Source organism: Martinezella paranaensis, assembly GCF_014200235.1.
Taxonomy (GTDB): domain Bacteria; phylum Pseudomonadota; class Alphaproteobacteria; order Rhizobiales; family Rhizobiaceae; genus Rhizobium; species Rhizobium paranaense.
In genome coordinates this window covers 136,341-161,494 of the sequence record NZ_JACHBI010000002.1, presented here as the reverse complement: position 1 = coordinate 161,494, position 25,154 = coordinate 136,341, and the positions used below count along the sequence as shown (strand labels likewise).

Annotated in this window: 21 protein-coding genes; 6 read left to right on the top strand and 15 right to left on the bottom strand. The window is 60.2% G+C overall.

What is annotated here, in order from left to right; all coding sequences use genetic code 11:
• Nucleotides 1-3: 3 nt before the first annotated feature.
• A complete protein-coding gene (locus GGD50_RS06835; RefSeq protein WP_107109039.1) occupies nt 4-2,322 on the bottom strand; it encodes a bifunctional salicylyl-CoA 5-hydroxylase/oxidoreductase in 2,319 nt (772 codons plus the stop codon).
• 300 nt (nt 2,323-2,622) lie between these two features.
• On the opposite strand from GGD50_RS06835, the gene GGD50_RS06830 reads away from it, so the two are divergent.
• Complete coding sequence (locus tag GGD50_RS06830; protein WP_107109038.1) at nt 2,623-4,233, top strand: AMP-binding protein; 1,611 nt, start codon at nt 2,623-2,625, stop codon at nt 4,231-4,233.
• 5 nt (nt 4,234-4,238) lie between these two features.
• Here the strand turns inward: GGD50_RS06830 and GGD50_RS06825 are convergent, their stop codons facing one another.
• The 5 genes from GGD50_RS06825 to GGD50_RS06805 all read right to left on the bottom strand — a co-directional run bounded on the left by GGD50_RS06825 (nt 4,239) and on the right by GGD50_RS06805 (nt 9,608).
• Complete coding sequence (locus tag GGD50_RS06825) at nt 4,239-5,087, bottom strand: ATP-binding cassette domain-containing protein (RefSeq protein WP_107109037.1); 849 nt, start codon at nt 5,085-5,087, stop codon at nt 4,239-4,241.
• Nucleotides 5,084-5,956 carry an ABC transporter ATP-binding protein gene (locus GGD50_RS06820; RefSeq protein ID WP_107109036.1) on the bottom strand — a complete coding sequence of 291 codons (873 nt, stop codon included), beginning with the start codon at nt 5,954-5,956 and terminating at the stop codon, nt 5,084-5,086. Before GGD50_RS06820 ends, GGD50_RS06825 begins: the two co-directional genes overlap by 4 nt.
• Nucleotides 5,953-6,843: an ABC transporter permease gene (locus GGD50_RS06815; protein WP_107109035.1), complete on the bottom strand. Its 891-nt coding sequence runs from the start codon at nt 6,841-6,843 to the stop codon at nt 5,953-5,955. Before GGD50_RS06815 ends, GGD50_RS06820 begins: the two co-directional genes overlap by 4 nt.
• Nucleotides 6,836-7,843, bottom strand: coding sequence for an ABC transporter permease (locus GGD50_RS06810; RefSeq protein WP_107109034.1), 1,008 nt, complete (start codon nt 7,841-7,843; stop codon nt 6,836-6,838). The genes GGD50_RS06815 and GGD50_RS06810 overlap by 8 nt, the downstream gene beginning before the upstream one ends.
• Before the next feature lie 229 nt (nt 7,844-8,072).
• Nucleotides 8,073-9,608, bottom strand: coding sequence for an ABC transporter substrate-binding protein (locus GGD50_RS06805; protein ID WP_107109033.1), 1,536 nt, complete (start codon nt 9,606-9,608; stop codon nt 8,073-8,075).
• Nucleotides 9,609-9,984: 376 nt separating this feature from the next.
• Between GGD50_RS06805 and GGD50_RS06800 the strand changes: the two genes are divergently transcribed.
• Genes GGD50_RS06800 through GGD50_RS06790 form a run of 3 tightly spaced genes read left to right on the top strand, consistent with a single transcriptional unit; the run spans nt 9,985 to nt 13,871 of the window.
• Complete coding sequence (locus GGD50_RS06800) at nt 9,985-12,138, top strand: thiamine pyrophosphate-dependent enzyme (RefSeq protein WP_107109032.1); 2,154 nt, start codon at nt 9,985-9,987, stop codon at nt 12,136-12,138.
• A 9-nt stretch (nt 12,139-12,147) separates the two neighbouring features.
• Entirely contained in the window at nt 12,148-13,710 is a 1,563-nt protein-coding gene (locus tag GGD50_RS06795; RefSeq protein WP_107109031.1) for an indolepyruvate oxidoreductase subunit beta family protein, read from the top strand.
• Nucleotides 13,710-13,871, top strand: a complete 162-nt coding sequence (locus GGD50_RS06790) for a hypothetical protein (protein ID WP_181316091.1) — start codon at nt 13,710-13,712, stop codon at nt 13,869-13,871. Before GGD50_RS06795 ends, GGD50_RS06790 begins: the two co-directional genes overlap by 1 nt.
• Nucleotides 13,872-14,193: 322 nt before the next feature.
• Here GGD50_RS06790 and GGD50_RS06785 read toward each other — a convergent pair whose 3' ends face one another.
• The 3 genes from GGD50_RS06785 to GGD50_RS06775 form a co-directional block, all read right to left on the bottom strand.
• Entirely contained in the window at nt 14,194-14,700 is a 507-nt protein-coding gene (locus tag GGD50_RS06785; protein WP_028754698.1) for a MarR family winged helix-turn-helix transcriptional regulator, read from the bottom strand.
• Between the two features lie 27 nt (nt 14,701-14,727).
• A complete protein-coding gene (locus GGD50_RS06780; protein WP_107109030.1) occupies nt 14,728-16,317 on the bottom strand; it encodes a phytoene desaturase family protein in 1,590 nt (529 codons plus the stop codon).
• A gap of 184 nt (nt 16,318-16,501) precedes the next feature.
• On the bottom strand, nt 16,502-17,284 hold the full coding sequence (locus tag GGD50_RS06775) for a cyclase family protein (protein ID WP_107109029.1): 783 nt from the start codon (nt 17,282-17,284) through the stop codon (nt 16,502-16,504).
• Between the two features lie 396 nt (nt 17,285-17,680).
• Between GGD50_RS06775 and GGD50_RS06770 the strand changes: the two genes are divergently transcribed.
• Together GGD50_RS06770 and GGD50_RS06765 are read left to right on the top strand one after the other, a co-directional pair.
• Nucleotides 17,681-19,249, top strand: a complete 1,569-nt coding sequence (locus GGD50_RS06770) for a phytoene desaturase family protein (RefSeq protein ID WP_107109028.1) — start codon at nt 17,681-17,683, stop codon at nt 19,247-19,249.
• Between the two features lie 98 nt (nt 19,250-19,347).
• On the top strand, nt 19,348-19,863 hold the full coding sequence (locus tag GGD50_RS06765; protein ID WP_107109027.1) for a MarR family winged helix-turn-helix transcriptional regulator: 516 nt from the start codon (nt 19,348-19,350) through the stop codon (nt 19,861-19,863).
• Nucleotides 19,864-19,972: 109 nt separating this feature from the next.
• Here GGD50_RS06765 and GGD50_RS06760 read toward each other — a convergent pair whose 3' ends face one another.
• From GGD50_RS06760 to GGD50_RS06735, 6 genes are all read right to left on the bottom strand, one after another.
• Nucleotides 19,973-20,647: an amino acid ABC transporter permease gene (locus GGD50_RS06760; protein WP_107109026.1), complete on the bottom strand. Its 675-nt coding sequence runs from the start codon at nt 20,645-20,647 to the stop codon at nt 19,973-19,975.
• A 92-nt stretch (nt 20,648-20,739) separates the two neighbouring features.
• Nucleotides 20,740-21,537, bottom strand: coding sequence for an ABC transporter substrate-binding protein (locus GGD50_RS06755; protein ID WP_107109025.1), 798 nt, complete (start codon nt 21,535-21,537; stop codon nt 20,740-20,742).
• 77 nt (nt 21,538-21,614) lie between these two features.
• Nucleotides 21,615-22,820: a pyridoxal phosphate-dependent aminotransferase gene (locus GGD50_RS06750; RefSeq protein WP_107109024.1), complete on the bottom strand. Its 1,206-nt coding sequence runs from the start codon at nt 22,818-22,820 to the stop codon at nt 21,615-21,617.
• 209 nt (nt 22,821-23,029) lie between these two features.
• Complete coding sequence (locus tag GGD50_RS06745) at nt 23,030-23,506, bottom strand: DoxX family protein (protein WP_107109023.1); 477 nt, start codon at nt 23,504-23,506, stop codon at nt 23,030-23,032.
• A 62-nt stretch (nt 23,507-23,568) separates the two neighbouring features.
• Nucleotides 23,569-24,030 (bottom strand): tetratricopeptide repeat protein, encoded by a 462-nt coding sequence (locus tag GGD50_RS06740; RefSeq protein ID WP_107109022.1) that lies wholly within the window; start codon nt 24,028-24,030, stop codon nt 23,569-23,571.
• Between the two features lie 19 nt (nt 24,031-24,049).
• Nucleotides 24,050-25,027, bottom strand: coding sequence for an MBL fold metallo-hydrolase (locus GGD50_RS06735; RefSeq protein WP_107109021.1), 978 nt, complete (start codon nt 25,025-25,027; stop codon nt 24,050-24,052).
• Nucleotides 25,028-25,154: the final 127 nt, after the last annotated feature.

Sequence of the window (25,154 nt, the reverse complement as noted above, 5' to 3'; positions counted from 1 at the left end):
TGCTCACTTCGCCGGCGTGGCCGCTGCCGCGCGGGCAAGATTGTTTTCATATTGCATCTTGCCGGAGAGATATTGCTTCGGCCAGGGGATCGAGGTCAGGCCGATCTTGGCGGCTTCGTGCAGCGACCAGGCGGGATCGGCCAGATGCGGACGGGCGACAGCGCAGAGATCGGCACGACCAGCGGCGATGATCGAATTGGCATGATCGGCCTCCGAGATCGCGCCGACGGCGATCGTTGGAATGCCGATCTCATTGCGGATCTTGTCCGAGAATGGTGTCTGGAACAGGCGGCCATAGACCGGCTTTTCCTCCTTCGACACCTGACCGGACGAACAATCGATCAGATCGGCGCCGGCTTTCTTGAACAGGGCCGCGAAAATCGCCGCATCCTCCGGCGTGTTGCCGCCATCGGTCCAGTCATGGCAGGAAAGACGCACGGACATGGGCTTGTCCTCCGGCCAGATTGTGCGCATGGCCCGGAAGATTTCCAGCGGGTAGCGGGCGCGGTTTTCATGGCTGCCACCGTACTCGTCGTCGCGCACATTGGTGAGCGGCGACAGGAAGCTCGACAGGAGATAGCCGTGGGCGCAGTGCAGTTCCAGCCAATCGGCGCCCGTGGTGATCGCCAGTTCCGTCGCACGGACGAAATCGGCCTTGACGCGGTCCATATCGGCGCGGTCCATGGCCTTGGGTATCTGACTATTCCTGAGATAGGGAACGGCGGATGCCGAGATCAGCGGCCATTCGCCTTCGGCTACTGGCTGATCGATGCCCTCCCAGGCAACTTTGGTTGCCCCTTTGCGGCCGGCATGGCCGAGCTGGATGCCGACCTTGGCGGCGCTGTTTGAATGGACGAATTCGACAAGCCGCCGCCACTGTGCCGCCTGTTCTTCGTTCCAGAGGCCGAGGCAGCCGGGGGTAATGCGGGCATCGGGCGTGACGCAGGTCATTTCCGCAAAGACGAGACCAGCACCACCGAGCGCGCGTGAGCCGAGATGGATGATGTGAAAATCGTTCATCACGCCGTTTTCTGCCGAATACATCGCCATGGGCGAGACTACGATGCGGTTGATGAGCGTCACGTCGCGTAGCTGATAGGGCGTGAACATCGGCGGCAGGCAGCGCTCGTTGCCGACCGCAAGGCCGGATTTCTTGGCGAACCAGCGTTCATAACCTTCCAGCCAGTCCTTATCGCGCAGCCGCAGGTTCTCGTGGCTGATGCGCTGCGAGCGGGTGAGCATCGAATACATGAACTGCTCGGGTTCTAGCGTGTCGGCATAGCGCCTCCCGACCACTTCGAACCATTCCATGGCATTGCGCGCCGCGTTCTGGATGCGGGCGACGTCGACGCGGCGGATCTCTTCATAGGTTTCGAGAATCGCCGGAATCTTTTCCTTGCTGTGCCCGTGGATCTGGAATTGCCGGGTCAGCTCGATCGCGTCGTCAATGGCGAGTTTCGTGCCGGAGCCGATGGCGAAATGCGCGGTGTGGGCGGCGTCGCCCATCAGCACGACATGCGAATTGCCGTTGAAATGACTCCACTTGCCGCAGATCAGCCGGTTGAAGTTCAGCCAGGCCGAGCCGCGGATATGGCGGGCATTGGTCATCAGCGAGGCGCCGTCGAGCACTTCCGAGAACAAGTTTTCGCAGAAGGCGATCGAGCCGTCCTGATCCATTTTGTTGAGACCGTGGGCAAGATAGGCTTCCTCGGTGGTTTCGACGATGAAGGTCGAGGTCTTGTCGTCGAACTTGTAGATATGCGCCTGGAACCAGCCGTACTCGCTCTTGCGGAAATCGAAGGTAAATGCGTCGTAGAGCTTGTTGGTGCCGAGCCAGATGTAGCGATTCGGCCGGGTGATCATGTCCGGCTGGAAGACGTCGGGATAGTGGTTACGAATCTTCGAGTTAAGACCATCCGAACCGATAATCAGATCGGCGTCCGGAAAGTCGAGATCGGACGTTACGTCGGTCTCGAAGATCAGCTCGACGCCAAGCGCTTCGCAGCGCTTCTGCAGGATATTCAGCAGCTTCTTGCGGCCGATGCCGACAAAGCCGTGGCCGGAGGTGCGCTGGCGCGTGCCCTTGAACCAGACCTCGATATCATCCCAATGATTGAAGGCATCTTCGATCTCGGCGGCGCTTTCCGGATCCCATTCGCGCATCGATACCATGGTGGCATCGGAGAAGACGACACCCCAGCCGAAGGTGTCATAGGGGCGGTTGCGCTCAACGACCTTGATGGAAAGCTCGGGATGCAACTTCTTCATCAGAAGCCCGAAATAGAGGCCCGCGGGTCCGCCGCCGATACAGACGATTTGCATCGCTTATCCCTCCTGTGACGCCGAAGCCCGGGTCACGAAAATTATTTAAGTTTAAAATATCTTGTCGCCACCATTCGTCAAGAGTTGTGTTGCGGGATTTTGAGCCCGAAATGCGATTCCGATGGCGCAATCAGATCAAAATATCCTGTGAAATCAATGGGTATTAAATTATTTTAGGCTTAAAATTTCTTGCTTGAACATTTGCGCCTTCGGTGCAATCATTTTCCGCGATGCTGCACACGCTACCGGGAGATCGGCGTTGGGTGTCGAATTGGGTCGAGAGGAATGCGGGAGCGAACCATGCTTGGACCGACGGGTCATGCCGATACATTCACGCGGGACAACCTGCCGCTAGCAGGGGAATGGCCGGAGCTGCTGCTGGACGGTTTCGACTATCCCGAATGGCTGAATGCCGGTGTCGAACTCAGCGACCGCATGGTCGAGCGCGGTTTCGGCGATCATGTCGCGCTGATCGGCAACGGCCGCCGGCGTACCTACAAGGAGCTGGCGGACTGGACCAATCGCATCGCCCATGCGCTTGTCGAGAATTTCGGTATCAAGCCCGGCAATCGCGTTCTCATCCGCTCGGGCAACAATCCGGCGATGATTGCCTGCTGGTTGGCTGTGACCAAGGTCGGCGCCGTCGCGGTCAACACCATGCCGATGCTGCGATCAGGCGAGTTGTCGAAGATCATCGACAAGGCGGAAATCACTTTTGCGCTCTGCGACACGAGGCTGCTGGAAGATCTCGTTGCGGCGGCGAAGGAAAGCCGGTTTCTGAAGCAGGTCGTCGGCTTCGACGGCACCGCCAATCACGACGCAGAGCTTGATCGCATCGCGCTCAACAAGCCGGTGCGTTTCGAGGCGGCAAAGACGGGGCGGGATGATGTGGCGCTGCTCGGCTTCACCTCGGGGTCGACGGGCGTTCCCAAGGCCACCATGCATTTCCATCGGGATATCCTCATCATCGCCGATGCCTATGCCAAGGAAGTCCTGCAGGTAACGCCCGAGGATGTTTTCATCGGCTCACCGCCGATCGCCTTTACCTTCGGGCTTGGTGGTCTCGTCGTATTCCCGCTGCGGTTCGGAGCGTCGACGGCGCTACTCGAAAACGCCTCGCCGAAGAATATGATCGAGATCATTCAGGAATATGGCGCGACGATCAGTTTCACCGCGCCGACTGCCTATCGCGCCATGCTGGCGGCGATGGAGGAAGGGGCGGATCTTTCTTCCCTCCGCATTGCGGTTTCGGCCGGCGAGACGCTGCCGGGGCCCATCTTCGAAGAGTGGACGCGAAAGACTGGCAAGCCGATCCTCGACGGTATCGGCTCGACCGAGTTGCTGCATATCTTCATTTCCAACCGGCTTGACGATGCCAAGCCCAATTGCACCGGCAAGCCGCTTGCCGGCTACGAGGCGCGCGTCGTCGACGACGACATGAACGAAGTCCCGCGCGGCACGATCGGCAAGCTGGTGGTTCGCGGCCCGATCGGTTGCCGCTACCTCGCCGACCACCGTCAGGGCGATTATGTCAGGGATGGCTGGAACGTGACGGGGGACAGCTTCATCCAGGATGAAGACGGCTATCTCCACTTCGCCGCACGCTCCGACGATATTATTCTTTCGGCCGGCTACAATATTGCCGGGCCGGAAGTGGAGGCGGCACTTCTATCGCATGGTGACGTGTTGGAATGCGCTGTCGTCGGCAAGCCCGATGAAGATCGCGGCCATATTGTTCAGGCGCATGTGGTGTTGATGCCCGGCATCGCCGGCTCGGATTTGCTGGTGAAGACGCTGCAGGATCACGTCAAGGCAATGATCGCGCCCTATAAATATCCCCGCTCGATCGTCTTCGTGGACGCTTTGCCGAAGACGGAATCGGGCAAGATCCAGCGTTTTCGGCTCAAATAGCTGGCTTAAGCCGCATCCTCCTGCTCGGTTTCGCGACCGAGCCAGGTCGGGTCGATCTCCGGCAGCGGGATGGCGTCCAGCAGCATGCGGGTATAGCCGGAGGCCGGTGCTGCAAAGACACGTTCGCAATCGCCTTCCTCTACGACGCGGCCGCGGCGCATCACATAGACGCGGTCGCAAACGGCGCGAATGACGGAGAGATCGTGGCTGATGAAAGCCATGGACAGGCCGAGATCGCGGGAAAGCTCCTTCAGCAAATTCAGCACTTGCGCCTGCGTCGAGACATCGAGGCCGGAGACGATTTCGTCGGCAAGCACGAAATCCGGCTCCAGCAGGGCGGCGCGGGCGATGCCGATGCGCTGGCGCTGGCCGCCGGAAAGCTCATGCGGATTGCGGTCGAGACAGGCATGCGGCAGCGTCACGCGGTCGAGGATGGCAGCGACCCGGCGTTCGGCGGCCTGCCGGTCAGTCACCAGCCCGTGCAGCAACAGCGGCTCGACCAGAATGCGGCGGATCGTATGGCGCGGATTGAGCGAGGCCATGGGGTCCTGGAAGATCATCTGCATGCGCCGGCGCAGCGGCCGCATCTCGGTGTCCGGCATGTGAGTAATGTCCTTGCCGTCGAAATGGATCGTGCCGGCGGAGAGGTCGACCAGCCGCAGCAGCGCCCGTCCAAGCGTCGTCTTGCCGGAGCCGCTTTCGCCAACGATGCCAACAGTCTCGCCGCGGCGGATGTCGACATCGACGCTGTGCAGCACCCTGTTGCCGCCGTCGGCGGGGCCAAAAAGATGACGCTTGGCGCCGTAGGTGACGTCGAGGCCTTTGGCGGAGAGGAGTATGTCGGACGCACTCATCTTCCGCCCTCCCGAATGCCGATTTCATGGCGCAATTGTTCGAAAACCGCTTGCGGCACCGGCGTCAGCCCGGCATCGGGCCGGTCATAGCGCGGACCGGCGGCGATGAGGGATTTCGTATAGATGTGTTGGGGATTGCCGAGCACGTCAGCAGTGCGGCCTTCCTCGATAACCTTGCCGGCATAAAGCAGGGTGACGGTGTCGCAGATCTGCGCGACGACGCCAAGATCGTGGGTGACGAAGATGACGGCGGTGCCGTGCGCTTCCTGCAGGCCGCGGATTAGCCGCAGGATCTGCTTCTGTACCGTGACATCGAGCGCTGTCGTCGGCTCGTCGGCAACGACCAGTTTTGGCTCCAGCGCGAAGGCGGCGGCGATCAATATGCGCTGGCGCATGCCGCCGGAGAGTTCGTGCGGATAGGCGCGCAATACCCGTTCAGGATCGCGGATATGTACTTCCGTCAGCAATTTCAGGGCCCGCAGCCTGGCATCGCGCGAAGACAGGCCGCGCTTCAGCCGCAAACCGTCGGTCAATTGCGCCTCGATGCGACGGCCGGGATTGAGGGCGGTCTGCGGGTCCTGCGGGATCAGCGAGATCTCGTTGCCCATGATGTCGCGAAGCTGCTTCGCGGGCAGTTTCAGCAAGTCGTGGCTTTCGAATAGAATTGAGCCGCTGGTAACGCGTACGGTACGTGGCAAAATACCGAGCAAGGCCTTGGCGATAGTGGATTTGCCGGCGCCGCTTTCGCCGACGAGGCCGCGGACTTCGCCGCGTTGCAATATCAGGGAGACATCGCGCAGGATAGGCGCGCCGTCATCGCGGTCGGAGACGGCGTTCAAGCCGGTGATGGAGAGAAGCGGTTCGGTCATCGGCGCATCACCGGGTCGAGGGCGCGGCGCAGGCCGTCGCCGAGTTGGTTGAAGGCAAGCACCGTGGCGAAGAGTGCGATGAGCGGCACGAGGAGCACCCACCAGCCGTCATAGATGATCTGCCTACCTTGGGCGATCATGCCGCCCCAGGTCGGCGTGTCCGAGGAGACCGACAGGCCGACAAAGGAAAGGATGGCCTCGACGATGACGGCGATACCCATCTCCAGGCTGACGAGGGCGATCAGCACAGGCGCGACATTTGGCAGGATTTCGCTGAACAGGATTTTTGCACGCGAGAAGCCGATCGTGCGGGCGGCGGTGACATAATCCATTTGTGCCTGCGCCTGGGTTTCGGAGCGTACGACGCGGCAGAAGCGCGTCCAGTCGATGATGACGATGGCGGCGATGACCGAATGCACGCCGGAGCCGAAAACGGCCACCAGCAGGATCGATAGCAGCACCGGCGGAAAGGCCATCCAGATATCGACGAGTCTGGAGATCACCTTGTCGATCCAGCCGCCATACCAGCCGGCGAAAAGGCCGAGCAGCGTGCCGATCAAGGCCGCCAAGCCTGCCGCGACGAAGGCGACGATGAGGGCGACGCGCGAGCCGAAGATGGCGCGAGACAGTACGTCGCGGCCGAGATCGTCCGTGCCAAGGAGAAAGCCCGGATCGGAACCGTTAAGCCAGACGGGCGGCAAAGTACCCGACATCAGGTCCTGCTCCAGCGGGTCTTTCGGTGCGATATAGGGTGCGAAGATCGCAAGGATGATCAGGATGAGGATGAAGCCGCCGCCGAAGATCACCTTGGGTTCCGATAGCAGCGCGCGCAGGCGCTTAGCGTTGCGTGGTGGTTTGAGGGAGGCGGTCGCAGCGATATCAGCCATGGGCGAGCCTCGGATTGAAGGCGGCCACCAGCAGATCGACGGCCAGATTGATGAGAATAAAGAGGGCGCCGAAAACCAGCACAAGACCCTGGATCAGGGGCAGGTCGCGATTGATGACGGCGTCGATCGCCATATTGCCGATGCCGGGATAGGCGAAGATGCGCTCGACGATGACGGTGCCGCCGATCAGGAAGGTGAACTGCACGCCGGTGAGCGCGATCGTCGGGCCGACAGCATTGCGGAGCGCTTCCTGCAGCACCAGGCGCAGGTTCGACATGCCTTTGAGTTTGGCGAGCAGAATATAGTCCTGCACCATGGCTTCCGAGAGCGTCGTCTTCAGCACACGGGCGATGATGGCGGCGAGCGGCAGGCCAAGCGCCAGCACCGGCATGACCATGTGGGAGACGATATCCGCGAAGATCGAGAAACGGAAGGTGACCAGGCTTTCTATGAGATAGAAGGGCGTCGTGAATTGCGCGTCGATGCTCGGATCGATGCGGCCGGAAAGCGGGAAGAGCGGAAAAAGAACGCCGAGGACCAGCACGAGAGCAAGCGCCCAGACGAAATCCGGCACGGCGAGAAAGAGGCCGTTGAGGCTATCGATAATGGGCTCCAGCGGCGTGCGCCGGACAAGCGTGCCGACAATGGCGACCGTGCCGCCGAGAAGAACTGCCAGCGCCAGGGCTGCAAAGGCTAGCTCCAGCGTCGCCGGCAGGCGTTCGCCGAGCAAGGAGAGAACGTCACGCTTCAACGAGATCGAGGTTCCGAAATCACCCGTCAAAACCGATTTCAGCCAGATGCCGAACTGCATCGGCAGGCTGGAGTCGAGGCCGTAATGGGCACGCAGCGCGGCGATATCGGTCGGAGTAGCGCCCGGCGATATCATCATCGCAATCGGATCGCCCGGCACGACGCGCAGCAGCACGAAGACGATCAACGCCACGCCGAACAGCGTGATGGCGGCCATGATCAGGCGATTGAGAATGGAAACTGCTAGCATTCGTTATGAGTTCCGATCGCATTCGCTGGTGGCGATGGAGAGCCCCGAGCCCCTCATCCGCCCTGTCGGGCACCTTCTCCCCATTTTGACGGGGAGAAGGGGAAAGACGCATCCACAGCCTTCCATCCGACTGCCTTCCCGGGCGAGGGTACAAAGGTCGTTCCCTCGCCCCGCTTGCGGGGAGAGGGCTAGGGTGAGGGGCAAAGCCGCAAGAGCGAAACTCTGCCCATCAAGCCTTCGACACCAGTGTCGGCTGCAGGGCGCCAGAAACATTCGGCGTCACCTTCAGGCTCGACTTATAGACGATCGGCTGGACATATTGCAGCAGGGGGATCACGTAGCCCTGCTCGGCGATATACTTGATCGCAGCCTTCCAGCCGGCAATTCGCTTCGCCTCGTCCTTTTCGACCCAGAGCGGCCCCAGCATGTCGTCAACATCCTTGGTCTTCCAGGCTGAGTGCGGCGAGGGGCCGAACATGGCGAAGCCGGTTGAGGTCGTCGGGTCGCCGATGGCGTTGCCCCAGTTGTAGAAGGCGGCCGGGCCGAGCTTGTGGGCGGCGCGCAGCTCGTAATGCTTGGCGATTTCGTAGACCTCGATATCAGCTTCGATGCCGACCTTGCGCCACATGCCGACGATCGCCTGGATCATCTCGTAATCCTTTGGCTTGAAGCCGCGGGTAGTCTTGATGCCGAACTTCACCGGCTTTTCCGGCGAATAGCCGCTGGCCGCCAAGAGCTTCTTGGCCTGCTCCGGATCGTAGGGGATCTTGATCGAGGCGTCGTAGGCCTCGTATTCCGGCGCTTCCAGCGTTGACAGAGGCTTGCCGTAACCGCGTAGAAGGCGCTTGATGATCGCTTCCTTGTCGATCGCCATATTAGCGGCGAGGCGGACATTCTTGTCCAGCATCGGATCGACATTGCTGATGAAGATCATGCCGATATCGGAGATCGGTGTGGCGACGCCGGCAAGTCCCGATTTCTTCTTCAGGCGGTCGAAATCCTCGTAGGGGATTTCGAGCGTCACGTCGGAGGAGCCGGATTCGATCTCGGCGACGCGGCTGGTCGTATCCGGTACGAATTTGAAGATGACGGTATCGAAGGCCGGCTTGCCGCCGAAATAGTTGGGGTTCGCCTTCAGCCGCAGATAGGAATTGCCCTCATAGGCGTCGACCATGTAGGGGCCGGTGCCGACGGGCTTCTTTTCGAAGCCTTCCGCGCCGACCTTGCTGTAGTAATCCTTGGGCAGGACATAGCCGGTCAGGAAAGCCATCCATTTGAAATAGGTCGGCTCGAAGCGAACGACATCGCCGGTGATGCGGTTGCCTTCCACCTTATAATTGTTGGCCGTCGACCAGATGAACTGGATCGGATTGCCGGTCTCTTGTTTGGCGGCGCGCTCCAGCGACCAGACGACGTCGTCCGGAGTGAACTTGGAGCCGTCATGCCAGGTGACGCCCTCGCGGACATCCATCCAGACCTTGGTCTTGTCGTCGTTCCAGCCCCAGGCGGTGAGCAAGCCCGGCTGGAATTTCAGATCCGGGCCTTGGCCGATATATTGGTCGAAGACGGAGCGATAGATCGCCTGGATCGTCGGATTGACCGCCGAGGGGCCGGTGGTAGGGTCAAAAGAGGGCAAATTGACATTGAAGGCAATCGTCAGCGTGCCGGCCTCGGCGGCTTCCACGCTCGTCCTGCCTGCGAGAATTCCCGTAATGAAAGCGGCCGCGCCGAGGCTCAATGCCTCGCGCCGAGTAAGTGTCGTCATGATCACTCCGTTCCCCTGTTAAGCGGCAGAGAAGCGTGACGCCCACCTGCCACTGGCGATTTATTTTCGGAATGTTTTAATCTTAAAATAAGCCTCCAAAACCGGCAAGCGCTTTCTCTGGGCATTTCGCAGATTCCGGCGTGCTTTTTTGATCGCGATTTCGGCGATGAAGCTCATAATTTATGCAATTGCATATATGTACGTTCGTCATTTATGACTCAGAATAGTATTTTTTGAACCCTCAACTCTATGTCTGCCTCGCGCGATTCGCCGGATTGCGAGGTTTCCCATTTGTTCGTTGACAGCCGGATGGGGTTCAAAATATGATTTTGCAAATGATTTAAAACAAGCCCGATAAGGCAAAGGGGTAGCTTCGATGGCCGAACGGTCGTTTGCGCGCGAAGTCGAGGATCTGAAGCTTGGAGAAGGCGATATCTTCCGTGGCGAAGGTATTCTCGCGATCACCAAGGCGCTGCTGCAATCCGGTGTTTCCTATGTCGGCGGCTACCAGGGATCGCCGATTTCCCATCTCATGGACGTGTTGGCCGATGCCAAGGATGTGATGGAGGACCTGGGCGTTCATTTCGAGACTTCGGCTTCGGAAGCTGCCGCTGCCGCCATGCTTTCGGCCTCGGTCATGTATCCGGTGCGCGGCGCCGTCACATGGAAGTCGACGGCGGGCACCAATGTTGCCTCCGACGCGCTCTCCAACCTCTCATCCGGTGGCGTCACCGGCGGCGCGCTGATCATCATCGGCGAAGACTATGGCGAAGGCTCCTCGATCATGCAGGAGCGCAGCCACGCCTATGCGATGAAGTCGCAGATGTGGCTGCTCAATCCGCGCCCGAACCTGCCCTCGATCGTGCAGGCGGTCGAAGAGGGCTTTGAACTGTCGGAAGCCTCAAATACGCCGGTCATGCTGCAGGTGGGCATTCGTAGCTGCCATGTTCACGGCCAGTTCGATGCCAAGGACAACAAGCGGCCGAAATATACGCTTAGGCAGGCGCTGGAAAATCCGGTGCGCGACGTCAACCGCATCGTGCTGCCGCCGGCCTCCTTCCTGCATGAGAAGGAGAAGCTGGAGAAGCGCTGGCCGGCCGCTGTCGACTTCATCAAGAAGCGTCAGCTCAACGAATATTTCGGTCCGTCCGAAGGCGACGTCGGCATCATCCTGCTGGGCGGCATGTATAACGGCGTCATGCGCGCGCTGCAGCAGCTCGGCCTTGCCGATGTCTACGGTAACTCGGCTATTCCGCTTTATGTCCTCAACGTCGCCTATCCGCTGATCGACGATCAGATGGCCGAATTCTGCGCGAGCAAAAAGGCCGTGCTGATGGTCGAGGAGGGGGCGCCGGAATATATCGAACAGTCGCTCAACACCATCCTGCGCCGCCGTGACATCCAGACCAAGGTTTCCGGCAAGGATGTCCTGCCGATGGGTGGCGAATATACCCCGCCGGTGCTGGTGAAGGGCATCAAGAACTTCGTCGAAACGCATCAGCGCGTGTTGCTCGGCAACCAGCCGCCTTTGCCGGACCCGACGCCTGTTCTCAACGACCCGAAGGTTAAGGCGCTGGCCGAAGTCGTGCCGCCACGCCCGCCGGGGTTCTGTGTCGGCTGTCCCGAAAGGCCGATTTTCGCGGCGATGAAGCTGGTTGAGAATGAACTCGGCCAGCATCACATCTCCGGCGATATCGGCTGTCACCTGTTTTCGATCCTGCCGCCGTTCAACATTGGTAGCACGACGATGGGCTATGGCCTCGGTCCGGCGGCCGCCTCCGCCTTCAATGTCGCCGCCGACAAGCGGGCTATTTCCGTGATGGGCGATGGCGGGTTCTGGCATAACGGCCTGGCGACCTCGGTCGGCAATGCCGTCTTCAACAAGCAGGACGGCGTCATTCTCGTCGTCGACAACTATTATTCGGCGGCAACCGGCGGCCAGGACATCCCGTCTTCGCGGGCGCTGAACCCGCGCCGCAAGACCAACAATTCCATCGTCAACGCCGTCAAGGGCATCGGCGCCACCTGGGTTCGCCAGATCGACCGGACCTATGATGTCGGCAAGATGCGCGACACGCTGCGCGAGGCGCTGACTTCGAAGGAGCCCGGCCCGAAGATCATCGTCGCCTCGTCGGAATGCATGCTGAACAAGCAGCGGCGCGTGAAGCCGCAATTCGCGCAGGCGGTGAAGGCCGGCGCGCGCATGGTCAAGGAACGCTTTGGTGTCGATGAGGATGTCTGTACGGGCGATCATGCCTGCATCCGTCTTTCCGGCTGCCCGTCGCTGTCGGTCAAGCATACCGACGATCCGCTGAAGGATGATCCGGTGGCGGCGGTCGACAATAATTGCGTCGGCTGCGGCAATTGCGGCGAAGTGGCGGAGGCTGCCGTCCTCTGTCCTTCCTTCTATCGCGCCGATATCATCCACAATCCCTCTGGCTGGGATCGCTTCCTCGCCCGCATGCGCGCGGCCGTCATCGGCTGGCTGCAGGCCCGCCGCCGGGCCGGCCGCATCGTCTTTGCGGACTGAGGGATCGATATGAACGAGCATGTCAGCATGACCAATAATATTGGCGCCCAACGTCTGTCGACCGACAAACCGCTATCGCTGGCAGTCCTCGCCATGGGCGGGCAGGGTGGCGGTGTCTTGGCCGACTGGATCGTCGGGCTTGCCGAAGCGGAAGGCTGGATGGCGCAGACCACCTCTGTCCCCGGCGTGGCGCAGCGCACGGGCGCCACGATCTACTATATCGAGATGCTGCCGGTCCGTGACGGCCATGCGCCGATCTTTTCGCTGATGCCGACGCCGGGCGATGTCGATGTCGTCCTGGCTGCCGAGCTGATGGAAGCCGGCCGCTCCGTGCTGCGCGGCCTGGTCACGCCCGACAAGACCGTGCTGATCGCCTCGACGCATCGCTCCTTCGCTGTCGGCGAAAAGGAGAAGCCGGGCGATGGAATCGGCAATCCGGAAGTGGTGGTCGATGCCACGGATTTTGCCGCCAAACGCACCATCGCCTTCGATATGGAAACACTGGCGGTCAAGAACGGCAGCGTGATTTCCGCTTCGATGTTCGGTGCGCTCGCGGCCTCGGGGGCGCTGCCCTTCGCCAAGCAGGCCTTTGAAGCCATGATCCGTGCCGGCGGCAGGGGCATCGAACCCAGCCTGAAGGCTTTCAATGCAGCCTTCGATCGCGCCAAGGACAAGCCGCGCGATCCCGTTTCCGCGACGCCATCGAAACATTTCGATGCCCTGCCGGAAACGGCTGGTCATCCGGCGCTCGATGGTCTCGTATATCGCATCCGCACCGAGTTTCCGGAAGAGGCGTTGCCGCTGCTGTTTGCCGGCGTCAAGAAACTCACCGACTATCAGGACCCGGCCTATGCCGATGAATATCTGACCCGCGTTGCAGCGCTCTATGCCCTGGATCAGAAGGCCGGCGGCGCGGCCAAGGATTTCGCCTTCACCGTGCAGGCAGCGAAATATACCGCGGTCGCCATGGCCTATGACGATGTCATCCGCGTCGCCGATCTGAAGGTGCGCGCGTCGCGCTTCGATCGCGTACGCAAGGAAGTTGGCGCCAAGGACGACCAGATCGTCTATGTGACCGAATATATGCATCCACGCATGGAAGAGGTTTGCGGCACCTTGCCGAAAGGCCTCGGCCTCTGGATCGAGGGCCGGCCCAAGCTCTTCAATCGCCTGGATCGTCTCGTCAACAAAGGCCGCCGTGTGCAGACCGGAACGCTCTTCTGGTTCCTCGGGCTTTACATCGTCTCAGCGCTGCGCCGAACCCGCCGCGGTACGCTGCGCCATATGCGCGAAACCGAGCATCGCGAAACCTGGCTTGCAGCCGCGACCGACTTGTTTGAGGTAAACTACGATCTCGCCGTCGAAGTCCTCAACAACCGCCGTCTGGTCAAAGGCTATTCCGACACCCATGCGCGCGGCCTTTCCAAGTTCGATCGCGTGATGTCGGCGCTATCGATGCTGCGTGATCGCGACGACGGGGCAGCGTGGATGAAGAGGTTGAGGCAGGCGGCGTTGCTGGATGAGAAGGGGATTGCGCTCGATGGGGCGCTGAAGACGGTGGCGACGCTGTGATGATTGACGACCATGCCCAGAATGAGAAGATTCGGGCAAAGATACGACAAGCGCTTGAGGACGGCCGTCCAGATGTCTCGGCTGAGGATGTCTTCGAGGAGTTACGCACCTATCACGCAGAAAAACTCAAGCTGGGTGATGATGTCCAATCTCCGTCGTAGTGAGAAGTTCGCTTTTTCTACTTCAAGAGTGCGCTCTGGCCGAGGAGCTGCGGCGAGCGCGGAGTCTTATCTCGCCCTTGGCGGGCGAGAAAGCAATTTCACTGGTTTAGGAATTGCGGCACAGGAGGCGCGCCATGTGCGGAAGTTTGGCGCAATTTCTAAGCCATTGAAATTGCCAGAGCAGGGGTCCGTGCCTTGCTCAACTTAGTTCAGGGGTTCTGTGCGTCCCTGCCTACCCCCGCCCTTGCAAATTCTAATACTTAGCCTTGCGGCTAAATATAAGAATTTGCTTTCCCGCCTGCCAAGGGCGGGATAAGCGTCCTCAAATCTCATGCTTGCGGATATTGTGCAGCACCTTGTGTAGCGTCGAGATGAACGCCCGGTACTCCGTTTCTTCCACGCCATCGAACATCTGCAGAAACAGATCGTACATGGTTGGCCAGACCTTTTCGAAGGCGGCGCGGCCTTCTTCGGTGATGGAGACGTCGCGGATGCGCATGTCCTCGGTGCGGGGCTGGCGGCGGATGAAGCCTTGCTGCTCCAACGAATCCAGCGTGCGGCTCATCGTCGATTGTTCGGTGACGGCAAAGACGGAGAGTTCGTTGATGGTGACCGAGGAGGACACGCTGAGGACGGCGAGAGCCCGCATCTTCGCAGTCGTCATGTCGTATTCGCGCAGCTCTTCCGACATGTTGATGTTCCAGCGGGCCATCAGCCGGTTCATCAGGTAGGGGGCAAAGTGGTTGAGCCCTATCTCGCCCATGGTCGGACGTTTTTCCGTGCCCTCCTTGCGACGCCGCAAAACGGTACCTGAAAACCGTTCCTCCATAAGATGATATCTCCCCGTGGATTCCTGTTATTTTAATGATGATGCAAGCAGGAAACCCGAACCTCCTCCGAGACCCGGCCCAGGATGTGCCGAAGCCCCAATGTGGTACAGGCCTGCTACATGGGTGCGGTGGTTAACAGAGGACTTGAAGGGGCGCCAGAGGAAAAACTGGTCTATGCCGCAGTAGCCGCCATAGGGGTCGCCGCCGACGAGATTCATGTTCATGGCTTCGAGATCGGCGGGCGAATAGGCGCGTCGGGCGAGCTTTATGCCGGAGAAGTTCTCGATATGGCTTTCGAGCACCGCCTCGATGCGGTCGGCATAGCGTTCGCGCACCTCGTCCGTCCAGCGGCCGTCAGCCGGTATCGCAATATCGCCCGCCGCATCGCCCTTGATATGCCGCGGCGCCTCGGGAAGCTGCAGCCAGAGGATCGATTTGCCCGCTGGCGCTCGGCTGGGGTCGAAGGAGGTGGGCTGGCCGACGCAGATGGTCGGTTCGGCCGGCAGCAGCCCCCGTTCGCATTCATTGGCGGCGCGCGAAACGCCGTCGAGGCCTGGCGTCAAATGAAGAAGCGCGACCTTGGCAAGTTCTGCATCCGCCTTCCAGCGTGGCGGCTCGGACAGCGCGTAGTGGATCTGCATATTGCCCTTGCCATAACGATAACGGGCAACGCTCGTCTTGACGTCCGGGGGTGGCGGCGTCGGCCAGTCTTTCAGCAGCCGGTCGTAGAGTTGGTTCGGCGTTACAGAGCAGATGATGCCGGCATTGGCGTTCAGGGTTTCGCCACCCGCAAGCTTGACGCTGCCGGCGCGCCCGCCGGGGCCGGGACCGATGCTTTCGACATCGGTGCCGGTGCGGATCTCGCCGCCATTGTCCGTGATCAGCCGTTCGAAGGCGGTGAGCAGCGCACCGGTGCCGCCTTTGACGACGGGAGTGCCGGCAAGCTCCAGGGCAAAGCCGATGACCTTTAGCATCTCGGCCGAGTAGGCGCTCTCTGGCCCGAGGCCGCAATGCAGCACCCACGGCGCCCAAAGCGCATGAATATCTTCAGAACGATAGGTGGTTTCGAGATAGCCGCGAGCCGGCGTCAAGGCGTTGCCGAACCAGGCGGCGAGCTTGCGTAGGCCGCGGCCCCAACCTTGCTTGGCGACGGCCTTCAAGGTCGAGCCCGACCACAGTGCGCCGCCGAGCAGCGAAAACAGGAAGGGGGCGTCGGCGGCCAGCGCATCCATCTCGCGCAGGAATGTCTGACCGTCGCCGAGCGACAGTTCGTCGAAGGTGGCGATGTTGCGACGCCGATCTTTCGAGAAGATGACGTGCGAACCATCCGGTCTTAACACGCCGGTGGGCAGGTCGGCATGGGCGAATTCGAGGCCGCGGGCCTCCAAATCCTTGCCGATGGCACCATAGGCCGGCGACGTCAGGAACAGCACCATCGTCGTTGCCATGACATCATGGATGAAGCCTGGTTCGGTGATCTCCTCGCTGCGCAGGCAGCCGCCTATGCGGTCGTTGCGCTCGAGGACGAGCACCTTGCGGCCCTTCTTGCCAAGCATGGCAGCCGCGACCAGCGCGTTGATGCCACTGCCGACGATAATGTAATCGGGGGAGGTCATCGGATATCCCCCACCTTCTTCCCAGCGGGGAGAAGGTCGCGCGCAACGCGGGTTGAGGGGGCGTTGCCGGAAGAATTGCCTTTCGCTCGTCGCTCAAGGCGCGGGGAACTATCGCTTCTCGTCCCCCTCATCCGCCCTATCGGGCACCTTCTCCCCTGCGGGGAAAAGGTAGTGAGCCGCCATATCATGCCACCAGCGCCAGCGCGCGCACTGGAGAGCCCGTGCCCTTGACGAACTTCAGTGGCGCGGCGATCAGCACGGCGCCCTTGGCTGGAAGCTGATCGAGGTTGGAGAGGCTGGCGAGGCCGTAGCGGTTGTTCTTGTGCATCAGATTGTGGGCCGGGAAGGGCGGGTTCATGCCGCCGGCGGAACCGGCGTCGGTGCCGATTGTCTCCGAACCCCAACCGATAATGCCCTTCGTCAGCAGATATTCGATCGCCTCGGCGGTCGGACCCGGCGAATGCGGGCCGTTTTCGTCGGCATTGAGGAAGGCTTCGGTCGAGCCGTTGCGCTTGTACCAGTCGGTGCGCAGAAGCACCCAGGTGCCGGGTTCGATCACGCCGTGTTCGGCTTCCCATTCCTTGATGCTGTCGATCGTCAGCAGATAGTCCGGATTGGCGGCAGCTTCCTTCGAGCGGTCGATGACATTCACCGGAGCGACGAAATTCTGCGGCGGAATGGTATCGGTCGTATTGTTTGGGTTGTCCTTGCCGGTGATCCAGTGACAGGGCGCGTCGAAATGCGTGCCGGTGTGCTCGCCGAGTTCGAGCCAGTTCCAGGCCCAGAACGGACCGTCCTCATTATATTGTGAAATCGTGTGCACCTTGACCGAGGGCGTGTTCTTGCCGAACTGGGGCGGCAGATAGAGCACCGGCGTTTCGGGCCCAAGCGGCGCGGTCAGATCGACGACCTTGATGGAGCCCGAAACGAGGGCCGTGGCTAAGCTGGCAAGAGTGTTGGTGGTCATAGTGCGTTCCCCTTTGTGTGGCCTGGCCTTGTTTGAAAACCCCAGAGGGGTCCTCGTTAAGGGCCAAGCCCGAAAGCCATTATCGCCGGGTGTGCGGACGCGATTCCTGAAATCGCAAAGCCGTCCAGCGGCGACCGGATGAGGCGAGCCTATGTTACAATATATGATATTGCAAGCATTCTGCCGGTGCCAAAAGGACCAAAAATGGCGTCGGTTGCGTGTGTTTTGCAACCCAGGCAGCTACCTGAAAATAAAGGCCATTTATACGTTATTTTCCCACGCGGACGACATTCGGTTGTGGTCGTCGGTGCGCGATTTTCCATGATAGGTACTTGAAGCTTAAAGCTCAAAATGTATGCATATGATGATAATAATCACGATATGAGAGGGTGATCGATGAGCTATGATGCGATCATTGTGGGTGCGGGTCATAATGGCCTGGCGGCGGCGGTGCATCTGGCGGCGAAGGGCTGGAAGGTGGCCGTCATCGAGGGCAATGCCGAGCCGGGCGGAGCGGTGAAAACCCGCGAAGTAACGCTGCCGGGTTTTCGGCACGACCTCTGCGCCATGAACCTCTCGATGTTCGCCGGCTCCGCCTTTTTTGCGCAGTACAAGAATGAGTTGACCGCCGCGGGTCTCGGCTTCGTGCCGGCAGCCGATTGTTTTGCCAGCGTCTTCCGCGATGGCACCTATCTCGGCGTCAGCACCGATCTCGAAAAGACCACGGGCGCGATCGCCGATATTTCGCCAGAGGATGCGGCTGCCTGGCGGGCCATGCTGTCGGAATTCGGTTCAGATGCGCCGCATATTTTCGGCCTGCTCGGTGCGCCGATGCCGTCAGCGGCGGCGGCACGGGTCCTTTGGAAGGCATGGCGAGAAAAAGGGGCCGGCTGGCTTTATGAGACCGCACGAATGTTGTTTGCCTCGCCGCGCGATTTTCTCGATGCGCGGTTCCAGAATGCCAAACTCAAGACGATGATGGCTGCCTGGGGATTACATCTCGATTTCGCACCGGATATCGCCGGCGGCGCACTGTTTCCTTATCTTGAATCTATGGCCAACCAGGCCTTTGGCATGGTGATCGGCAAGGGAGGTGCCGATACGATCATCAAGGCGATGGTCGGCACGCTCAAAGCCAAAGGCGGCGAGCTGATGCTTGGCACACGCGTCGACAAGATCGTCACCACCGGCGGCAAGGCGACCGGTGTTGTGCTCGCAGACGGGCGCCGCTACGAGGCCAAGCGCGCTGTCATCGCCAATATTCATCCGCAGATATTGTTCGGAAAGCTTCTCGATCAGGATGCCTCACGTCGAGAGTTCGACCGCAGGCTTACCCGTTTTCGCGCCGGCCCTGGCACGATGATGATCCATCTGGCGCTCTCCGGCCTGCCGGATTGGACTGGTGGCCAGGAGCTCAAGACATTCGCCTATGTCCACATTGCACCGGATATGGAGATGATGTCGCGTGTCTATGCCGAGGCGATGGGTGGGCTTTTGCCGGCCGAGCCGGCATTGGTGGTGGGTCAGCCAACGGCGTTCGATCCGTCACGGGCACCAGATGGACAGCATGTGCTCTGGATACAGGTGCGTGTCCTGCCGGCCGAGTTCAGTCGCGACGCAGCAGGCGAGATCAATGGGCAGAATTGGGATGAGGTGAAGGATGCCTATGCCGAGCGCGTGCTTGACGTCATCGAGCGTTATGCGCCCGGCCTGCGCGGCAAGATTTTGGGCCGGTCGGTGTTTTCACCCGTCGATCTCGAGCGTGAAAATCCCAATCTGATCGGCGGCGACAATCTTTCCGGTAGCCACCATCTCGATCAGAATTTTCTGTTTCGCCCGCTCGCCGGTTATTCGCGCTACAAGACGCCGATCGGCTCGCTCTATATGTGCGGCGCGTCGACCTGGCCGGGTGCGGGCACGGGGGCTGGCTCAGGCTTCATGCTAGGGAAAATGCTGGCGAAGTAACGGTCTTCGAGCTTGGTGCGTAAACCTTTGACATTTGAAATATTGCTCCGTAGACCGTTCATATATGAAATTGCAACGCGATGATTTGAGCTGACATCATGGCAGAGTCCGAAAGTGGAACCGTCGATCTGGAAATCATCGTCCAGGGCACGCAGGAAGGCAAGAAACAGGAACTGCGGCTTTGGCTGCGCATGCTGTCGACCACAAAGCTGATATCGCAGGAAATCCGCCGCCGGCTTCGCAACGAATTCGGCGCGACACTGCCGCAATTCGACCTGATGGCGCAGCTTTATCGCGAGCGAGACGGTCTGCGGCTGGGCGAACTTTCCAAACGCACGATGGTCACCAACGGCAACGTGACGGGATTGGTCGAACGGCTGGAAACGGACGGCCTGGTGCTGCGCGAGACGCCTGACGGCGACCGGCGCGTAACTGTCGCCAAGCTGACGAAGAAGGGCGAGGAGCTGTTCACGGTCATGGCCGCCGCTCATGAGGGGTGGCTGCGAGACATGATGGCCGACGTCGATCCCGCCATCATCGTTGAACTCTGGAAGGATATTGGCGGGGTGAAATCGTCCGTGAACAATCACCTGTCGGGCGCCGCCTTCGACTGATGGCTGCGTTTGGAGCGGTACAGCTTTTCACGGAATCTCAGCACCGCTCTATCTGTTTGTTCTCTGGGACTTCCGGACGGAAAACTGCTGCGGGCTTTCCTGGACTTGCTTAGTGCGCCTTCTCGCTCTTGAACCTCTTTTCGAGCACGCTCACGAGCCGCACCATCGGCCAGAGCAGGATGATATAGATCAGCGCGGCCATGATCAGCGGCGAAGGGTTGGCATAAAAGCCCTGCGCGTTCTGTCCTTCTTTCAGAAGCTCCGGCAGAGCCACGGTCGAGGCGAGCGACGTATCCTTGAACATCGAGACGCAGTTGCTGGTGGTCGGCGGAATGACGATGCGGATCGCCTGCGGCAGCACGACCTTATAGAGCGTCACCAAGAATGGAATGCCGAGGGCAGCAGCCGCCTCGAACTGGCCGCGAGGCACGCTTTCGATGCCCGAGCGGAAGACTTCCGCCGAATAGGCAGCTAGAACGATTGAGAAGCCCAGGATCGCGGACCACCAGGCCGAGAAGCTGATACCGATAAAGGGTAGGGCGTAATAGATCAGGATCAGCACGACCAGCATCGGCATGGCGCGCATGATGTCGATATAGGCGACCATTAGCAGCCGGAACGGCTTCGGCGCATAGAGCCGGATCAGGCTGACGACGAGGCCGCCCAAAACGCCGATGACGATGCTGACCACGCCAAGCGCCAGCGTCATCCAGAGACCGCGCAGCAATTGGGGGAAGGCCGAAATCATGACGTCGGAATTGAAGAAAGTATCGACGAGCGACATTGGCACTCCCATGAGGCGGAACAGAATGAAGGTTAGCACAATTACGCCGGCCGAAGGGGCCGGCGTAGAGATCGAGAGAATTGATCTTTTGATCACGCCTTGGGGATAGGCATTTCGGTGACAGTGGAGGAGCCTGCGGGTGCTTTGCTGCCGAACCACTTTTCGTGGATCTTTTCCAACGTGCCGTCTTTCTTCATTGCCGTGATGGCGTCGTTGATCTTGGCGACGAGCGGCGAGTCCTTGGTCATCATCAGGCCATACTGTTCGCCGGTCTTGATGCGGTCCTTGATCGCAAAGCCCTTGGTCTTGACGAAGAGATATTGCATGCCGGGAATGTCGCTGACGACTGCATCGATGCGGCCGGCGCCGAGATCGAGGAACATATCCTGCTGCGAGTTGTAGCCTTTGACGTCGGCGAAGCCGTTAGCAGCCTTGTTGTCGTTGACCCACTTCTCGCCGGTCGAGCCGGAAAGGACGCCGATGGTCTTGCCCTTGAGATCGGCGAGACCCTTGATTGCGCTGCCGCCCTTGGTGGCGATGCCCATATCGGAGTCGTAGTAGGGCTGCGTGAAGGACTGCGATTTCAGACGTTCCGGCGTGATGGTGATCGAGGAGATCGCCACATCGATGCGCTTGGAGCTGGTGGCGGCAAACAGGGCCTGGAAGCCGTAGTCGGCGATATTGGTCGTCATGCCGGCGCGCTTGGCGGCTTCGTTGACGATATCGACCTCGAAGCCTTCGAAGGTACCGCTGTCGGTCTTGTATTCGAAGGGCGGGTTGTTCGGGTAGGAGCCGACATTCAGCACATCGGCGGCATAGGCAAAGTGGCTTCCGCCGGCCATGCCGACGACGGTCGCCAGGACCAGTAGATTACGACGGGTAAAATTCATTTGGTTGTCTCCCTCTGGTTATGACCGCCGGCGCCATCTGCCCGCGGGTATTGCCGGTCCGCCAATGTGGGGGACCGTCATTTCATCGCGTCGACCATACGATCGAGTGCAATTCGCATCTGCCCGGTATCGCGGAATGTGCACATCCGCAGGAATGCGCGTGACGATTCCCCGAAATGATAGCCGGGTGCCAGGCCAACGCGTGCTGTTTCCAGAATACGCTCGCAGACTGCGGTCGCATCGGCTTCGCCCTCTAGCGCGAAGAAAGCATACATGCCGCCGCGCGGTTTTTCCGGCAGGATGATCCCAGGTATCTGCGGCAGCTTCTCATAGGCGAGATCGAGGCCGGCTTTGATTCTGGCCCGGATTTCGGCAACCAGCGGCTCACCTTCGCGTATCGCCGCGGCAGCACCCGCCTGGGTCATCGCCGATGTGCCGCTGTTTACGTATTGCGTCATGGCGCCGAGTTGGTCGGCAATATCAGAAGGGTGCGTCAGCCAGCCGACGCGCCAGCCGGTCATCGCCCAGGCCTTGGAGAAACTGTTGACGGCAATCACCCGATCGCCATCTTCGGCTACCTGGAGGATCGAGGGTGCAATTTCTCCGTCGAAATAGAGGCGGGCATAGACTTCGTCTGAAATGATCCAGATGCCGGTGCGGCGGCTGAAATCGAGCAGCGCCTGCATCTCCTCGCGTGTAGCGGTCCACCCGGTCGGATTGGCAGGGGTCGACAGGAAGATGGCGCGGGTGCGGGCATCGCAGCGAGCGAAGAGCTTGTCGAGATCGAGCCGCCAATCGGTATCGAAATCGAGCGACACGGGGCGCGGCTCGCCGCCGATCAGATGGATGGCGTTGTGGATGTTGGGCCATTGCGGCGCGACATAGACGACATTGGTGCCGACATCGACCAGCAATTCCAGCGCCATGTAGAGCGCCTGCATGCCTCCGGGGGCGACGGTGGTGCGCTCGATGGGGATCGGGCGACCGTGCCATTGGGTCTGATAGTCGGAAAGAGCTTCGTTCAGCGTCGGTAGGCCGCGCATGTTCGGCACATAGAAGGTCTGGCCATCGTCGAGCGCCTTCTTGGCGGCGTCGCGAATGAAGGCCGGTGTTACCAGGTCGCCTTCGCCGAACCATAGCGGAATGACGCCGCCAAGCTCGCGAGCACGCTTGGCAAGCACAGCGATATTGTCGGTGCGCAGGTCACGGATCTGGGCGCGAATGCCCTCGAAGGCGTTTCGGCTGCGTGTCGTCTCTGACAAGCTCTGTGATGGAAGAGACAAGGAACTTTTCCTGAAATCCTGATGTCAAAGGGTCGTTCCGCCGCGAATGACAGTGCTCGGATTGCCCTTCATTATGGGATGGTTATCCAAAATGAGACGTATTTCAAGGAAAAAGTTTTAAGCTTAAAAAATCGACGAAAATGTCGAAAACAGCGCGTGATAGGCTGTTTTCGACAGGAATTTCACGCGGGTGGATATGTCTGAGGCATTCACAGAATGCCTCTCTCGACCGCGCGGCGCAGCGGTTTGCCGGACTTGTCGCTCAAGGCCATGATGCGGCGTTCGAGGAAGCGATCCACGGACAGTGCCCCAGCACCTGCTGTCACCAGAACGAACATGCCGCCGGCGATCGCCAAGTCCTTTTCGAAATGCAGGATTTCGTTGTGGTTGGCGAAATCGTTGTGGAACATCAACGCCGTCGACAGGCAGAAGAGCCCGAGCGACAAGGCGCCGAGGCGGGTCAACAGACCGAGGGCTATCGAAAGACCCGCCGCAAGCTGCAACGCAATCACAGCAACCACCAGCAACTCGGAAACACCAAGCTTCGCCATGGCGATGACAGCGGCGTCGAAATTGAGCGCCAGCGCCACGCCCTCATGCAGGAATATCCAGGCGAGCAAGAGCCGACCGGCCAGAAGTGTTATGTCCATTGGATGCACGACATTTGCATTTTCCAAATAGTCCATCTCATCACCTCCAAATGTGCCTGCGAGGCATCGTTCCGCTTCGCAGGCACTGCTTTCTCGGATTAGTTGACAGTCTTGGTGTCGATCGCCTTTTGCAGGTCCTCCAATTCCTCGCAGCCGCTGGGGCAAAGTTGCTTTAGCGTCGCCAGTTGTTCCTTTGCTTTGTCCATGTTGCCGGTCTCGACATAGAGTTCGCCGAGATATTCGCGTGCGCCCTTATGATCGGGCTGCAGTTCCAGGGCCTTGGTGTAGTAGGTCAGCGAGGTCTGGAAATCGCCGGTCTTTCGGAGCGTGAAGCCCAGAAGATTATAGACATCGGCCTGCTGATGATCCTCCGCCAGGCCGCGGAGTTCGGCCAATGCTCCGGTGTAGTCCTTCGCGTTGATCTTGGCGCGAACGGAGGTCAGGTCTGGCGCATCCGTGGTTTCCATGTTGTCGACGGCAAAAGCCGGGAGCGCGACGGCTGCGGGAAGGATGATGGCGGCGCAAAGGCTGGCGGCGCCAAAGATTGCGTATTTGATCATGATAGGTCTCCTTGAGCTTTCAGGCCTGTGTTGTCGGGGTGAAACCATAGGCATTGCCGTCCTTCACGAAGGTGCCGGAGCCCGGGAAGGGGAAGTGCGAGCCGCAGATTTTGATGTTGTCGGCGATGATGCGATCGACCAGCTTGCGGCGCGTGACCACGGCCGCCGGCCCGTCCTGATCGTAGCTCCCCTCCCAATCCGGATGAGGAGCGAGCAGCGCCGGCACGTACATGATGTCGGCGGAGACGAGTAGCTGTTCCTTGCCCGAAGCGACAAGGAAGGTGGAATGGCCGGGCGTATGGCCGGGTGCGGCGACGAGGTGAACGCCGGGAGCTACTTCCGCGCCATCGCCGACCAGTTTCCAGTTATTCCATTTTGGAAAGACGGCGCCGATGCGTTTTCCAGCGTCCTTGCGGCCCGCGGCGAGCTTGTCGACCCGGTCGGGCGCCGTCCACCAATTGAATTCGTCGGCGTTTGTGATGAGCTCGGCATGGGCAAAAACCGGTTCATTCGTGCCTTTTTCCATCAGGCCCCAGACATGATCGGGATGGAAATGCGAGATGATCACCGTGTCGATGTTCTTGTAGTCGATGCCGGCGGCGGCCATGTTGGCGGGCAGATGGGTGGCATTGGCCTGCCATTGGCCGACGCCTGAGCCCGCATCCATCATGATCAGCCGGTCGCCGATCTTCAGGACGACGACGGTGAGCGGAATGGGCATGAATTCGGTGGTTTGGCCGGCGGCGGCCAGCGCCTGCTTGGTATCCTCGACGGAGGCGTTCTTGATGAAGGCGGGATCATGCGGCTTGCGCCAGATGCCGTCATAAATGGCGGTGACTTCGACATCCCCGACCTTATAGCGATAGAAACCGACTTCCGGTTCAAGCGGTGTTGCGGCCTTGGCCAGCGACGGGAGGAATTCCAGCTTCGCCGACAGGCCGAAAGCGGCTGCTGCCGCGGCCGAGCTGAGAACAGTGCGGCGCGTCATGTTGAACATTGTCTTGTCTCCTCTTTGAGTGGCATCGCCACGCGAAGCGGAGGACAGGGATCAATCAATGCCTCCGCTGTCGAAGGAGATCGCCGCTGTCGGCGGATTATTCTCGGTTCGTCGCATCTTTCTGATA

Excerpts from the sequence above, each read along its gene's own strand:
- GGD50_RS06770 (WP_107109028.1), top strand. The coding sequence starts at position 17,681 with ATGAGCTATGATGCGATCATTGTGGGTGCGGGTCATAATGGCCTGGCG.
- GGD50_RS06740 (WP_107109022.1), bottom strand. The coding sequence starts at position 24,030 with ATGATCAAATACGCAATCTTTGGCGCCGCCAGCCTTTGCGCCGCCATC.
- GGD50_RS06815 (WP_107109035.1), bottom strand. The coding sequence starts at position 6,843 with ATGGCTGATATCGCTGCGACCGCCTCCCTCAAACCACCACGCAACGCT.
- GGD50_RS06835 (WP_107109039.1), bottom strand. The coding sequence starts at position 2,322 with ATGCAAATCGTCTGTATCGGCGGCGGACCCGCGGGCCTCTATTTCGGG.
- GGD50_RS06830 (WP_107109038.1), top strand. The coding sequence starts at position 2,623 with ATGCTTGGACCGACGGGTCATGCCGATACATTCACGCGGGACAACCTG.
- GGD50_RS06790 (WP_181316091.1), top strand. The coding sequence starts at position 13,710 with ATGATTGACGACCATGCCCAGAATGAGAAGATTCGGGCAAAGATACGA.
- GGD50_RS06820 (WP_107109036.1), bottom strand. The coding sequence starts at position 5,956 with ATGACCGAACCGCTTCTCTCCATCACCGGCTTGAACGCCGTCTCCGAC.
- GGD50_RS06745 (WP_107109023.1), bottom strand. The coding sequence starts at position 23,506 with ATGGACTATTTGGAAAATGCAAATGTCGTGCATCCAATGGACATAACA.
- GGD50_RS06785 (WP_028754698.1), bottom strand. The coding sequence starts at position 14,700 with ATGGAGGAACGGTTTTCAGGTACCGTTTTGCGGCGTCGCAAGGAGGGC.
- GGD50_RS06825 (WP_107109037.1), bottom strand. The coding sequence starts at position 5,087 with ATGAGTGCGTCCGACATACTCCTCTCCGCCAAAGGCCTCGACGTCACC.
- GGD50_RS06760 (WP_107109026.1), bottom strand. The coding sequence starts at position 20,647 with ATGTCGCTCGTCGATACTTTCTTCAATTCCGACGTCATGATTTCGGCC.
- GGD50_RS06755 (WP_107109025.1), bottom strand. The coding sequence starts at position 21,537 with ATGAATTTTACCCGTCGTAATCTACTGGTCCTGGCGACCGTCGTCGGC.
- GGD50_RS06775 (WP_107109029.1), bottom strand. The coding sequence starts at position 17,284 with ATGACCACCAACACTCTTGCCAGCTTAGCCACGGCCCTCGTTTCGGGC.
- GGD50_RS06805 (WP_107109033.1), bottom strand. The coding sequence starts at position 9,608 with ATGACGACACTTACTCGGCGCGAGGCATTGAGCCTCGGCGCGGCCGCT.
- GGD50_RS06780 (WP_107109030.1), bottom strand. The coding sequence starts at position 16,317 with ATGACCTCCCCCGATTACATTATCGTCGGCAGTGGCATCAACGCGCTG.
- GGD50_RS06810 (WP_107109034.1), bottom strand. The coding sequence starts at position 7,843 with ATGCTAGCAGTTTCCATTCTCAATCGCCTGATCATGGCCGCCATCACG.
- GGD50_RS06800 (WP_107109032.1), top strand. The coding sequence starts at position 9,985 with ATGGCCGAACGGTCGTTTGCGCGCGAAGTCGAGGATCTGAAGCTTGGA.
- GGD50_RS06735 (WP_107109021.1), bottom strand. The coding sequence starts at position 25,027 with ATGTTCAACATGACGCGCCGCACTGTTCTCAGCTCGGCCGCGGCAGCA.
- GGD50_RS06765 (WP_107109027.1), top strand. The coding sequence starts at position 19,348 with ATGGCAGAGTCCGAAAGTGGAACCGTCGATCTGGAAATCATCGTCCAG.
- GGD50_RS06795 (WP_107109031.1), top strand. The coding sequence starts at position 12,148 with ATGAACGAGCATGTCAGCATGACCAATAATATTGGCGCCCAACGTCTG.